The organism is Amycolatopsis granulosa, from assembly GCF_011758745.1.
GTDB classification, from domain to species: Bacteria; Actinomycetota; Actinomycetes; order Mycobacteriales; family Pseudonocardiaceae; genus Amycolatopsis_E; species Amycolatopsis_E granulosa.
The window spans coordinates 1,371,065-1,383,639 of sequence record NZ_JAANOV010000001.1; the positions used below are offsets into that span (position 1 = coordinate 1,371,065).

11 protein-coding genes are annotated in these 12,575 nt (G+C 72.0%); all 11 read right to left on the reverse strand.

From position 1 onward, the window contains the following. Positions 1-150: 150 nt before the first annotated feature. Genes FHX45_RS06695 through FHX45_RS06745 form a run of 11 tightly spaced genes read right to left on the reverse strand, consistent with a single transcriptional unit; the run spans position 151 to position 12,559 of the window. Positions 151-747 (reverse strand): LutC/YkgG family protein, encoded by a 597-nt coding sequence (locus FHX45_RS06695; RefSeq protein ID WP_167097654.1) that lies wholly within the window; start codon positions 745-747, stop codon positions 151-153. After that, positions 744-2,207, reverse strand: a complete 1,464-nt coding sequence (locus tag FHX45_RS06700) for a lactate utilization protein B (RefSeq protein WP_167097656.1) — start codon at positions 2,205-2,207, stop codon at positions 744-746. Before FHX45_RS06700 ends, FHX45_RS06695 begins: the two co-directional genes overlap by 4 nt. Continuing rightward, positions 2,204-2,938: a (Fe-S)-binding protein gene (locus tag FHX45_RS06705; RefSeq protein WP_167097658.1), complete on the reverse strand. Its 735-nt coding sequence runs from the start codon at positions 2,936-2,938 to the stop codon at positions 2,204-2,206. Before FHX45_RS06705 ends, FHX45_RS06700 begins: the two co-directional genes overlap by 4 nt. Next, positions 2,935-4,404, reverse strand: coding sequence for a rhamnulokinase (locus FHX45_RS06710; protein ID WP_208405828.1), 1,470 nt, complete (start codon positions 4,402-4,404; stop codon positions 2,935-2,937). The genes FHX45_RS06705 and FHX45_RS06710 overlap by 4 nt, the downstream gene beginning before the upstream one ends. Next, complete coding sequence (locus tag FHX45_RS06715; protein ID WP_167097660.1) at positions 4,404-5,825, reverse strand: L-fucose/L-arabinose isomerase family protein; 1,422 nt, start codon at positions 5,823-5,825, stop codon at positions 4,404-4,406. Before FHX45_RS06715 ends, FHX45_RS06710 begins: the two co-directional genes overlap by 1 nt. Positions 5,826-5,846: 21 nt before the next feature. After that, positions 5,847-7,883, reverse strand: coding sequence for a bifunctional aldolase/short-chain dehydrogenase (locus FHX45_RS06720; protein ID WP_167097662.1), 2,037 nt, complete (start codon positions 7,881-7,883; stop codon positions 5,847-5,849). Positions 7,884-7,890: 7 nt separating this feature from the next. Further along, positions 7,891-9,066 carry an L-rhamnose isomerase gene (gene rhaI / locus FHX45_RS06725; protein ID WP_167097664.1) on the reverse strand — a complete coding sequence of 392 codons (1,176 nt, stop codon included), beginning with the start codon at positions 9,064-9,066 and terminating at the stop codon, positions 7,891-7,893. Further along, positions 9,063-9,389 (reverse strand): L-rhamnose mutarotase, encoded by a 327-nt coding sequence (locus tag FHX45_RS06730; RefSeq protein ID WP_167097666.1) that lies wholly within the window; start codon positions 9,387-9,389, stop codon positions 9,063-9,065. Before FHX45_RS06730 ends, rhaI begins: the two co-directional genes overlap by 4 nt. Positions 9,390-9,447: 58 nt before the next feature. Beyond that, entirely contained in the window at positions 9,448-10,512 is a 1,065-nt protein-coding gene (rhaS, locus tag FHX45_RS06735) for a rhamnose ABC transporter substrate-binding protein (protein ID WP_167097668.1), read from the reverse strand. 15 nt (positions 10,513-10,527) lie between these two features. Continuing rightward, positions 10,528-11,520, reverse strand: coding sequence for an ABC transporter permease (locus FHX45_RS06740; protein WP_167097670.1), 993 nt, complete (start codon positions 11,518-11,520; stop codon positions 10,528-10,530). Further along, positions 11,513-12,559, reverse strand: coding sequence for an ABC transporter permease subunit (locus tag FHX45_RS06745; protein WP_167097672.1), 1,047 nt, complete (start codon positions 12,557-12,559; stop codon positions 11,513-11,515). The genes FHX45_RS06740 and FHX45_RS06745 overlap by 8 nt, the downstream gene beginning before the upstream one ends. Positions 12,560-12,575 lie beyond the last annotated feature (16 nt).

Genomic DNA, 12,575 nt, shown 5'->3' on the forward strand with positions numbered 1-12,575 from the left:
GGCCCGCGTGTTCGCCACCCCGGTCGCCGTGTTCACCACCCAGGCAGCGTGTTCACCACCCCGGGCGGCGAGTTCACCGCCCCGGGTGGTGTGTCCGTCCCGGCAGGTCGAGGTCCGCACGCGGCACCCCGGCGCGCCGCTGGGCCGTCGTCAGGGCGACACCAGCAGCACGTGCAGCGTCCGCGGCCCGTGCACGCCCTCGACGCGGTCCAGCTCGATGTCGCTCGTCGCACTGGGGCCGCTGATCCAGGTCTGCGGGCGATCCGGCGACAACGCGGCCACGGCCTGCGGCACGCCGGGCACGATCTGGTCGGTGCGCAGCACGCACACGTGCAGGTCGGGCACCAGGCTCACCGCCCGCCGCCCCTGGCCGGGCCCGTGGTCCAGCACGATCGTGCCGGTGGTGGCGATCGCCAGTGCCGCCAGCGTCACCACGGCGTCCAGCCGGTCCAGCTCGACCGGCGTCTGCCCGGTGTCGGCCACCGCACCGGGCACCTGCCACGGGAACCCGTCCGGCACCAGCACCGCCGACACCGGGCCCAGCGCGGCCGCCAGGGCCGCCGGCACCGAGTCCGGGGTGCAGCGGGTCAGCTCGGCCCGGTAGTCCACCAGCCGCTCGGCGAACAGCGCCACGATGTCCCCGGGCGGCACCGCGGTGCGGTAGTCCCGGGGAACCGGCGCGTCGGTGCGGTCGGCCGAAGCCAGCGCGGACCGCACCCGGCCGAGGATCTCCTCCCGCGCGCTCATCGCCGGCCCTCCCGCCGCCACCGGGCGCGGAACGACTCCGCCGGTGGCGCCGGCACGTCCCGCGCGTTGCTCCACAGCGAACCCGGCCACGGCAGCCGGCCCAGGGCACGGCGCCCACCGGGCATCACCTTGCGGCCCAGGCGGTTCAGCACCCGCCCGGCCACGCCCATACCGCGCTCGGCCCAGCTCAGGCGACGCGCGCCGGACAGCACCCAGGCCGCCGACTTCATCGCGACCGCCTCACCCTTCGGCGGGCCCGCGCGGTGCGCATCGACCACTTGGGACCGCAGGTGCACGAGCACCTCCGGGATGTCGATGCGCACCGGGCACACCTCGAAACACGCGCCGCACAGGCTGGAGGCGTAGGGCAGCGAATCGGTCTGCTCGTCCACGCCCACCCCGCGCAGCAGCGGGTTCAGGATCGCCCCGATCGGACCCGGGTACACCGAGCCGTAGGCGTGCCCGCCGGTGCGCTCGTAGACCGGGCACACGTTCAGGCAGGCCGAGCACCGGATGCAGCGCAGCGCCTGCCGCCCCACCTCGTCGGCCAGGGCGCGGGTGCGGCCGTTGTCCAGCAGCACCACGTGCGCCTCCTGGCCTTCGGTGCCGCCCGACCACATCGAGGTGTAGGGGTTCATCCGCTCCCCGGTGCTCGACCGCGGCAGCAGTTGCAGGAACACGTCCAGATCGGACCAGGCAGGCAGGATCTTCTCGATCCCGACCACCGACACCAGCACCTCGGGCAGGGTCAGGCACATCCGCCCGTTGCCCTCGGACTCGACCACGACGAGCGTCCCGGTCTCGGCGATCGCGAAGTTCGCCCCGGACACCGCCACCTTCGCGCGCAGGAACTTCTCCCGCAGGTGCAGCCGCGCCGCCGCGGCCAGTTCCCGCGGCACGTCGGACAGGTTCTCCGGCGCCGGCCGCCCGGCCGCGGCCATCCGCTCGCGGAAGATCTCCCGGATCTCCGCGCGGTTGCGGTGGATCGCCGGCACCAGGATGTGCGACGGCAGGTCGTCGCCGAGCTGCACGATCAGCTCGGCCAGGTCGGTCTCCCACGCGGTGATGCCGTGCGCGGCGAGTGCCTCGTTGAGCCCGATCTCCTGCGTCGCCATCGACTTGACCTTGACGACCTCGTCGGCGTCGTGCCGCCGGGCGATCGAGGCGACGATCTCGCACGCCTCGGCCGCGTCGCGCGCCCAGTGCACCGTGGCGCCCCGCTCGGTCAGCGACTGCTCCAGCCGCAGCAGGTGCTCGTCGAGGTGGTGCAGCACGTTGTCCTTGATCGCCGCGCCCGCCAGGCGCAGCTCCTCCCACTCGTCCACCTCGCCGACCACCGCCGCCCGCTTCGCGCGGATCGTGCTGGTCGCGTGCGCGAGGTTGCGGCGCAGCTGGGCGTCCGACAACGCCTCCCGCGCCGCGGCCGGGAAGGCCGGCATCCCCACGAAAGTCCCGCTCATGCGTCCTCCGTCCGGGCCAGGACCTCGGCCAGGTGCATCACGCGCACCCCGGTGCGCTGCCGCGACAGCAGCCCGCCGATGTGCAGCAGGCACGAGTTGTCCCCGGCGACCAGTACCTCGGCGCCGGTGTCGAGCACGTGCCGCGCCTTGTCCGCACCCATCGCGGTCGAGGTCTCCGCGTTCTTCACCGCGAACGTGCCACCGAACCCGCAGCACTCGTCCGCGGCGGGCAGCTCCACCAGGTCGATCCCGCGCACCGCGCGCAACAGCCGCAGCGGCCGGTCACCGACACCGAGCATCCGCAGCGAGTGGCAGGTCGGGTGGTAGGTGACGCGGTGCGGGAAGTAGGCGCCCACGTCGGTCACGCCGAGCACGTCGACCAGGAACTCGGTCAGCTCGTACACCTTCGGCGAGGTCCGCGCCACCGCCGCGGCCAGCCGGCCGTCCCCGCTGCGCCGCGCGACCATCGCGTGCTGGTGCCGCACCGACCCGGCGCACGACCCGGACGGGGTGACGATCGCGTCGTACCCGGCGAAGGCGTCGACGAAGTTGCGGACCACCGGCACGGCCTCGTCGAGGTAGCCGGTGTTGACCATCGGCTGCGCGCAGCAAGTCTGCGCCGCCGGGAAGTCCGCCGCCACCCCGAGCCGCCGCAGCAGCGTGAACACCGCCTCGCCGGTGTCCGGGAACATCGCGTCGTTGATGCAGGTGACCTGCACGGCGACCTTCATGCCACCACCCCCGGATCGATCCGTGCCGCCGCCTCCGCCCAGTCCGCCGCGCTGCCGGCCGGTTCGTAGCGGCGCAGTTCGTGCGTCGCCCGGATCAGGGCGCGCATCGCCGCCAGGTCCGGCAGCTCCGCGCCCAGTGCTCGCGCCTGGACGAGCACGTTGCCCAGCGCGGCGGCCTCGACCGGACCGGCCAGCACCGGCACGCCGCAGGCGTCCGCGGTGAGCTGGCACAGCAGCTCGTTGCGTGCCCCGCCGCCGACGACGTGCACGACGTCGACCGGCCGTCCGGTGACCTCGCACGCCTGGCGCACGGTCCGGCGATAGGCGAGTGCGAGGCTGTCGAGCACGCACCGGGTGATCTCCCCCGGCGTCTCCGGCACGCGCTGACCGGTGTCCGCGCACGCCTGCCGGATCCGCGCGGGCATGTCCCCCGGCGGCAGGAACACCGGCGCGTCGATGTCGACGACCGCGGACAGCGCCGGCACCGCGGCGGCCTGCGCCAGCAGCTCGGGCAGCGGCACCGGCGTGCCCCGCGCCTCCCAGGTGCGCAGCGACTCCGACAGCACCCACAGGCCCATCACGTTGCGCAGGAACCGGATCGTGCCGTCGACGCCGCCCTCGTTGGTGAAGTTCGCGGCCCGGGCCGCGTCGCTCAGCTCGGGGGCCTCCAGCTCCAGGCCGACCAGCGACCAGGTGCCGGAGGAGATGTAGGCGAAGTTGGTGCCCGGCTCGGCCGGCACCGCGACCACGGCCGACGCGGTGTCGTGCGAGCCGACCGCGACCACCGGCAGCTCCGGCAGCGCCAGTTCGTCGGCCAGATCGGGCCGCAACGTGCCGACCACGGTGCCGGGGTCGTGCAGCGGCGGCAGCAACCGCGGCGGGATGCCGACGCGCTCGGCCAGCCCGGTCGCCCAGTCCCGCGACCGCACGTCGTAGAGCTGGGTGGTGGAGGCGTTGGTGCGTTCGGCGCCGCGCGCCCCGGTCAGCCAGTAGTTCAGCAGGTCCGGGATCAGCAGCATCGTCTCGGCGGAGCGCAGGTCGTGCTCGGCGAGCAGCTGGTAGAGCGTGTTGAACCGCAGCTGCTGCAGACCGGTGATGCCGAACATCTCACCCGCCGGGACCGTCTCCAGGACCCGCTCGGGGATGCCCTCGGTACGGCAGTCGCGGTAGTTCACGGGGTTGCCCAGCAGCGCGCCCGAGGCGTCGAGCAACCCGTAGTCCACAGCCCAGGAGTCTATGCCGATACCGGCCAGTTCACCGCCCCGATGCGCGGCGCGGATGCCGGCCAGCACCTCCCGGTACAGGCCGAGGACGTCCCAGTGCAGGGTCGAGCCCCCGGCGCGGGCGACCCGGACACCGCCGTTGGGGAACCGGTGCACCTCCGTCACGGACAGCACACCGGGACCGACCGTGCCGGCCATGACCCGCCCGCTGGAGGCGCCGAGGTCGGCAGCCGCCAGCCGCATCACACCCGCACCACGCGCAGCTCGAGGCCGAGCAGGTCGGCCACCGCCGTCAGCTCCGGCACCCGGTGCCCGACGCCCAGCGCCCAGTGGTGGTCGACGCCGGTGCCCGACCAGGCGTCGGTCCACTCCCCCGGATCGCACCCGAAGTCCACCCGGGAGGTGGTGTTGCCGATCGACAGCAGCGGGCCGGGCACGACCTCGCCCTCGGCCGCGACCAGCGAGAACGTGCCGTCCCGGTCCTGGCCGAGGCCGAGCAGGGTGACCGGGCCGTGCTTGACGTCGAACTCGACCGACACGCCCCAGCCGCGCTTGCCGTGGTAGACACCCAGGCCGCGCAGCAACGGCCGGCGGGCGCTGATCGCCAGGTGCGCCGGCCCGTCGTGGCCCATCTCCACGACGTTGTCGCGGAAGTTGAGCGCCTGCAGTTCGGTGAACGAGCCGCCCGCGCCGAGCCGGTCCATGATCAGCATCGCCAGGGAGTTGCGCAGCTCGTACTCCCCGGCGGCCGGGATGCCGCGCGCGGTGAGCAGCGACGCGCCGAGGATGAACCCGGCCCCGACACGCTCGTGGGTCTCGCCGTCCAGCCCGCGGTGGTAGTAGGCGAGCGAGTCCAGCGCGAAGTCCTCGACGAGCCGGTCCAGCGCCACCGACACCTTGGCGCCCCAGGCAAAATCCTCCGCCACGACCGAGGAGTCCACGTCGAAGATCTCCCGCGCCAGGTCCATCCGCGCGCGGGTTTCGGCCTCGGTGACCTGCTCCACCCGCACCCGCAGGTCGTCGATCTCCAGGATCTCCACGTGCCCGCCGAGCTGCGCGGAGACCAGCGTCGGGTCGGTCGCGACGTCCATCATGCCCGGGTAGAGGTGACCGAGCAGGCCGTGCCGCCCGTGCCGCAGCGCCGCGCGCACCCCCGCCGCGGCTATCCACCGCTCGATGCGGGCCCAGGCCCGCTCGTCCTCCAGGTACCCCGACACCGAGCGGAACTCGACGCCGGCGCGGCGGAAGGCGTTGGCCATCTCGGGCAGCGGGCAGGCGCCGCAGTAGGCGAGCCACGCCCCGGTGTCGAAGTTCGCGTGGTCCATCGCCTCGGTGGGCTGCAGGTTGAGCAGCAGCACCGGCGAACCGCTGCGCTGCGCGATCGGCACCAGCATGCTGGACGTGAGGTACGTGGTGAGGAAGCCGATGATCAGGTCGCAGTCGGCGACCCGCAGCTGCTCCGCCGCGGCCGCGCCCTCCCGCGCGTCCGAGACGAACCCGGCGTCCACCACTTCGCAGTCCATTCCGGACAGCTGTTCGGCCACGCGCCGGGCGGACGCCTGCAACTGCGGCAACAGCTGGGGGAACTGCGGCCAGTACGCGCCGAGGCCACCGGCGACGAGGCCGACGCGGGTGCGCCGCGGGGTGATCCGCTCCAGGGTCATGTGTCCCAGTCCTTTCCTGCGTCAGCGGAGGAACGCGGCCGCGACACCCGCGTCGACGGGCACGTGCAGGCCGGTGGTGTGCGTCAGGTCGCCGCCGGTGAGCGCGAACACCGCCGCGGCGACGTGCTCGGGCAGCACCTCGCGCTTGAGGATGGTGCGCTGGGCGTAGAACTTGCCCAGGTCCTCCTCCGGCACGCCGTAGACGGCGGCCCGCTGCGCGCCCCAGCCCCCGGCGAAGATCCCGGAGCCGCGCACCACCCCGTCGGGGTTGACGCCGTTGACGCGGATGCCGTGCTCGCCCAGCTCGGCCGCCAGCAGCCGCACCTGGTGCGCCTGGTCGGCCTTGGCCGCGCCGTAGGCGACGTTGTTCGGGCCGGCGAACACCGAGTTCTTCGACGAGATGTAGACGATGTCGCCGCCGAGACCCTGCGCGATCATCGCCTTCGCCGCCGCCCGCGACACCAGGAACGAGCCCTTGGCCATCACGTCGTGCTGGAGGTCCCAGTCCTTCTCGGTGGTCTCCAGCAGCGGCTTCGAAATGGACAGACCGGCGTTGTTGACCACGAGGTCGATACCGCCGAACGCGAGCACGGTCGCGTCGACAGCGGCGGACACCGCGTCGGCGTCGGTCACGTTCGCGACCACGGAGACCGCCCGGTCGGTGCCGCCGATGCTCCGCGCGACCTCCTCGGCCGCGTCGCCGTTGAGGTCGGCGATCGCCACGCACGCGCCCTCGGCGGCGAGCCGTTCGGCGATGGCGCGGCCGATGCCCGAGCCCGCGCCGGTGACCAGCGCGACCCGGCCCGCGAGCGGCTTCGGCTTGGGCATCCGCTGGAGCTTGGCCTCCTCCAGCGCCCAGTACTCGATGCGGAACTTCTCGCTCTCCGGGATCGGCGCGTAGCGGGACACCGCCTCGGCGCCGCGCATCACGTTGATCGCGTTGACGTAGAACTCGCCCGCGACGCGCGCGGTCTGCTTGTCCTTGCCGAAGGAGAACATGCCCACGCCGGGGACGAGCACGATCGCCGGATCGGCACCGCGCATCGGGGGGCTGTCCGGGGTGGCGTGCCGCTCGTAGTAGGCGCGGTAGTCCTCACGGTAGGCGGCGTGCAGCTCGGTCAGCCGCGCCACCACGTCCGCCAGCGGCGCGGTGCCCGGCAGGTCGACCACCAGCGGGCGGACCTTGGTGCGCAGGAAGTGGTCGGGGCACGAGGTGCCCAGCGCGGCGAGCGGTTGCAGCTTCTCCCGGGACAGGAAGTCCAGCACCACGTCGCTGTCGGTGTAGTGCCCGACCTGACGCTGGTCGGTCGAGGCGAGGCCGCGGATCACCGGCGCGAGCGCGGCGGCCCGCGCGCGGCGCTCCTCCTCCGGCAAGGGCTCGAAGCCGGGCACGACCGGGCCGAACGGCTCGGCGCTGCCCCGCTCGGCGAGGAACTCCTCGGCGGCGCGGATGATCTCCAGGGAATTCCGCCGGCATTCCTCCGAGGTCTCGCCCCACGCGGTGATGCCGTGGCCGCCGAGGATCACGCCGATCGCCTGCGGATTGGCCCGCTGCACCGCGGCGATGTCCAGGCCGAGCTGGAACCCGGGGCGGCGCCAGTCGACCCACACCACGCGGTCGCCGAAGCACTCCTTGGTCAGCGCCGGGCCGTCGGCGGCCGTGGCCAGCGCGATACCCGAGTCCGGGTGCAGGTGGTCCACGTGGGTGGCCTCGACCAGGCCGTGCATCGCGGTGTCGATCGACGGCGCGGCGCCACCGCGGCCGTGCAGGCAGTAGTCGAACGCGGCGACCATCTCGTCCTCGCGCTCGACACCGGGGTAGACGCCGGCCAGGGCACGCAGGCGGTCCAGCCGCAGCACGGCGAGCCCGGCCTCGGTGAGTGTGCCCAGATCGCCCCCGGATCCCTTGACCCACAACAAATCCGTGGGCTGCCCGGTGACCGGGTCGGTCTCGCTGCCCTTGGCGGAGGTGTTGCCCCCGGCGTAGTTGGTGTTGCGCGGGTCCGCGCCCAGGGCGTTGCTGCGCCGGATGAGTTCGGCGGCGGGATTGTTCGTCATGGTGGTGTCAGGCTCCCCAACCGGCCTGCGGGCCGTCGGCTCGTTCGGCGACGATCTTGTCCTGGTAGCCGCTGCGGTGGTAGGCCGCGATCGGGTCCGGGTCCAGCCCGGACTCCTCCCGCAGCTCGGCCAGCAGCGGCCGCACGTCGGTGTTGTAGGCGTCCATCAGCACCGCGTTGGCGCCGAGCACGTCCCCGTTGCGCTGCGCTTCGAACAGCGCCTCCCGGTCGACCAGCAGGGCCTTCGCGGTGGCCTCCTGCACGTTGAGCACCGAGCGGATGATCGCCGGGATCTTCGCCTCGATGTTGTGGCACTGGTCGAGCATGAAGTTGATGCCGGCGGACGGGTCCAGCGCGTCCGCGCGCACGATCTCCCACATGATGCGGAACAGCTGGAACGGGTCGGCGGCGCCGGCCATCAGGTCGTCGTCGGCGTAGAAGCGCGAGTTGAAGTCGAACGCGCCGAGCTTGCCCTGCCGCAGCAGGAACGCGACGATGAACTCGATGTTGGTCCCCGGCGCGTGGTGACCGGTGTCGATGCACACCGTGGCTTTCGGGCCGAGCTCGACGCAGTGCGCGTAGGAGGTGCCCCAGTCCGGCACGTCGGTGGCGTAGAAGGCCGGCTCGAACAGCTTGTACTCCAGCAGGATCCGCTGGTCGTCGCCGAGCCGGTCGTAGGCTTCGCGCAGCGCGGCGGCGAGCCGGTCCTGGCGGCTGCGCAGGTCGTCCTGTCCGGGGTAGTTGATGCCGTCGGAGAACCACAGCTTCAGGTCCCGCGAGCCCGTGACGTCCATGATGTCGATCGCCTCGAGCAGGTGGCCGGTGGCCTTGCGGCGGATCGCCGGGTCCGGGTTGGTGACCGAGCCGAGCTTGTAGTCCTCGTCCTGGAACACGTTGGTGTTGATCGCCCCGATGGCGATCCCGAGGTCGCTGGCGTAGCGGGACAATGCCCCGAAGTCGGCGACCCGGTCCCACGGGATGTGCAGGGCCACGGTCGGCGTGATGCCGGTCAGCTCGTGCACCTTCGCCGCGTCGGCGATCTTCTCCTCCGGGGTCCGGGGGACGCCGGGCTGCGGGAACACCTTGAACCGGGTGCCGGAGTTGGCGAAGGCCCACGACGGCGTCTCGATCCGCTGCGCCCGCAGGGCTTCTTTCACGGCGGTCAGGTCGGACAACGGGATCACTTTCCTTCCAGGTGGAAGACCTCGGTGAGCAGCTGGAGCCCCTCATCGGGGCCGCGTCCGCCGAGGCCGGTGAAGAACTCGGCCATCTCGGCCTGCCAGCGGGCGTTGACCTCGGTGCGGGCCATGGCGGCCTGTGCCGCGTCCAGGTCATCGGCCTCCACGTACCCGACGAGCAAGCCGTCGTCGCGCAGGAACAGTGAATAGTTCCGCCACCCGCTGTCGGTCAGCGCCTGCCGCATCTCCGGCCACACCGTGCGGTGCCGCTCGGTGTACTCGGCCATCCGCTCGGGTCTGACCTGCAGGCAGAAGCAGTATCGGGCCATGGGTTCTTCCCTCGGTGGAAACCCGGCCGGACCGCCGGCGCGGCCCGGCCGGGGAGCATCAGAAGTTGTACTGGTCGATGTTGCTCGCGTCGAACACCGTCGGCGGGCCGAGGACGATCTCGCCGTCCTTGCCGATGGTGTACTCACCGAGCTTGCCGGCCTTGAACCGCTGGCCCTCGGCACCGGTGATCTGGCCGGAGGCCAGCGCGACACCGGCGTAGGCGGCCAGGTAGCCGATGTCGGCCGGGTTCCACAGCGCGAACTTGGTGACCGTGCCGTCCTTGACGTACTCACGCATCTGGTTCGGCGTGCCCAGGCCGGTGACCGCGACCTTGCCCTTGTAGGCCGAGGAGCTGATGTAGCGGGCGGCCGCGGCGATGCCGACGGTGGTGGGCGCGACGATCGCCTTCAGGTTCGGGTACGACTGGAGCAGGCCCTGCGCCTCCTGGAACGACTTCTGGTCGTCGTCGTTGCCGTAGGCGACCTTCACCAGCTTCAGGTTCGCGTACTCGGGCTTGGCCAGCTGCTGCTTGAACACCTCGATCCAGGCGTTCTGGTTGGTGGCGTTCGGGGTAGCCGACAGGATGGCGATCTCGCCGGAGCCGCCGGCCAGCTCGCCGGCCATCTTCGCCAGCTGCTCGCCGATGCCCTCGGTGGTGGCCTGGTTGATGAACACGTCGCGGCAGTCCTTGGCCGCGTCGGAGTCGAACGCCACGACCTTCATGCCGGTGCCACGCGCCTGGTTGAGCGACGGGCACACCGCGTTCGGGTCGTTCGCGGCGATGCCGATGACGTCCTGCTGCTGCTGGATCAGCGTGTTGATGTAGCTGACCTGCGAGGAGGCACTGGCGTCGTTCGGTCCGACCAGCTTGTACTGGCCCTTGAGCTCGTCCATCGCGGTCTTGCCGCCGCCCACCTCGATGTCCGAGTACGGGTTGTTGAGCTGCTTGGGCAGGAAGGCCATCTTGACGCCTTCCTTGGTGGCGGCGTTCGGGTTCGCCTGCGCCGTGGACTGCGCGCCGCCGCCGGCCGAGTTGCTGTCGTTCTTGGTGGTGCCACCGCAGGCGGCGACCGTCAGCACGAGGGCTGCCGACACCGCACCGGCGAGGAGTCGTCTCTTCATGGGCGTTTCGCCTTTCTACGTGGTCGCCCGGCGCCGCAGCGCAGCCCGGAACCTGATGACGATGTTGGGCAGGAGCACCGAGATGATCAACAGCACCCCGGTGACGACGTTGAGCGCTTCGTTCGACACGTCCTGCAGTCGCAAGGCGTTCTGCAGCGTGGCCAGCAGGACGACCCCGGCCAGCACGCCCGGCAGGGTGCCCTTGCCGCCGAAGATGGAGACGCCGCCGAGCAGGACCGCCGCCACCACGGCCAGCTCCATGCCCAGGCCGTTGTCGGCACGGGCGCTGGAGTAGCGCAGCGTCCACAGCACCCCGGCGAGACCGGCGACCAGCCCGCTGACCACGTACAGCCAGAACTTCAGCCGCGCCACCCGGATGCCCGCGAACCGGGCGGCCTGCTCGCTCGCGCCGGCCGCGAACACCGACCGCCCGATCGGGGTCGCGTGCAGCACCAGGCCGAACACCAGCGCCAGCACGACGAGCGGGATCAGCAGGTTCGGGATCGCACCGCCGCCGATCGTGCCGGTCACCCACGAGGTGTAGTCGCGTGGGAAGTCGGCCACCGCGGAGTCGCCCAGCACCACGAACGCCAGCCCGCGGTACAGCGCCAGGGTGCCGATGGTGACCGCCAGCGACGGCAGTTTCAGCACGGTCACGAAGAACCCGTTGAGCGCGCCCAGCACCGCCCCGAGCACGAGGCACAGCGGGATGATCGTCTCGATGGGCAGGCCGCGGTTCCACAGATCGCCCATCACCGCGGAGGTGAGCCCGAGCGTGCTCGCCACCGACAGGTCGATCTCGCCGGTCACGATCACGAACGTCATCGGCAGCGCGATCAGCGCGATCGGCAGCAGGTCCAGCAGCAGGAAGGTGAAGTTGCGGCTGCTGCCGAAGTTCTCCACCGCGCCGGACGCGATCACCAGCACCAGCACCGTGATCACGATGACCGCGGCGTCCCAGCTCGCCAGGCGGGACAGCCACGCCGGGCGAGTCCTCGTGTCAGACATGGGAGTCCCTCTTCTTCAGTGACTTGGCGACCCGCACGGCGACCAGCCGGTCCGCCCCGATCGCGAGCAGGATCAGCGCGCCGACGATGGCCTGCTGCCAGAACTGGTTGATGTCGAGGACGGCCAGCGAGCTGCCGATGACGGTGAGCAGCAGAGCACCCAGGCCCGCGCCCCACACCGTCCCGCTGCCGCCGAACACCGCGACCCCGCCGACCACCGCCGCGGCGACCACGTTCAGCTCGTAGCCGTTGCCGGCGGCGGCGTCGATCGTGCCGAACCGCGCGGCGAACAGCACGCCTGCGACCCCGGCGAGCGCGCCGGAGACCAGGAACGCGGCGATGGTGTTGCGGCCGACCTTGATGCCGGCCAGCTCAGCGGCCTGCGGGCTGGACCCCATCGCGTACAGCTCGCGGCCGGCGCGGTAGTTGCGCAGCACGACTCCCGCGACCACCAGCACGATCGCGGCGATCAGGACCAGCCACGGGATGCCGAGGATCGAGGAGTTGCCGAAGCGGAGGAAGTGGCCGGGCAGCTCGTCGGCGTTGATCTGCTCGCCGCCGGCCCAGAAGTAGGCCGCGCCGCGGAAGGCGTAGAGCGTGCCGAGGGTGACCACCAGCGCGGGCACCTTGCCCAACCGCACCACGACGCCGTTGAGCGCCCCGCACGCGGCGCCGATCGCGACGCCGGCGATGAGCGCCACGATCACCGGCAGCCCCTGGTTGGCCTGCAGCAGGGAGCCGGTCGCGAACGCGGACAGGCCGAGGACCGAGCCGACCGACAGGTCGATGTTGCGGGTGATCATCACGGTTGCCTGGCCGACCGCGAGCACGGCCAGGATCGCGGTGTTCAGCAGGATGTCGCGGATGCTCTGCGGGGACAGGAACCGCGCGTTCTGCGTCGCGGTGAACGCGACCAGCACGACCAGGGCGAGCACGATGCCCGCCTCACGCGCCCGGAACAGTCCGCCGAGCGAGAACCGGCCGCCTGCCGCGGTCCGTCCCGGGCTCGTCTTGGGGGCCACCACCTTCGTCGCGTTCACGCCGCCTCCTTCCCGG

Bases quoted from the DNA above. Each gene is read 5' to 3' on its own strand.
- FHX45_RS06695 (WP_167097654.1), bottom strand. From the start codon at position 747: ATGAGCGCGCGGGAGGAGATCCTCGGCCGGGTGCGGTCCGCGCTGGCT.
- FHX45_RS06700 (WP_167097656.1), bottom strand. From the start codon at position 2,207: ATGAGCGGGACTTTCGTGGGGATGCCGGCCTTCCCGGCCGCGGCGCGG.
- FHX45_RS06705 (WP_167097658.1), bottom strand. From the start codon at position 2,938: ATGAAGGTCGCCGTGCAGGTCACCTGCATCAACGACGCGATGTTCCCG.
- FHX45_RS06710 (WP_208405828.1), bottom strand. From the start codon at position 4,404: ATGCGGCTGGCGGCTGCCGACCTCGGCGCCTCCAGCGGGCGGGTCATG.
- FHX45_RS06715 (WP_167097660.1), bottom strand. From the start codon at position 5,825: ATGACCCTGGAGCGGATCACCCCGCGGCGCACCCGCGTCGGCCTCGTC.
- FHX45_RS06720 (WP_167097662.1), bottom strand. From the start codon at position 7,883: ATGACGAACAATCCCGCCGCCGAACTCATCCGGCGCAGCAACGCCCTG.
- FHX45_RS06730 (WP_167097666.1), bottom strand. From the start codon at position 9,389: ATGGCCCGATACTGCTTCTGCCTGCAGGTCAGACCCGAGCGGATGGCC.
- rhaS (WP_167097668.1), bottom strand. From the start codon at position 10,512: ATGAAGAGACGACTCCTCGCCGGTGCGGTGTCGGCAGCCCTCGTGCTG.
- FHX45_RS06740 (WP_167097670.1), bottom strand. From the start codon at position 11,520: ATGTCTGACACGAGGACTCGCCCGGCGTGGCTGTCCCGCCTGGCGAGC.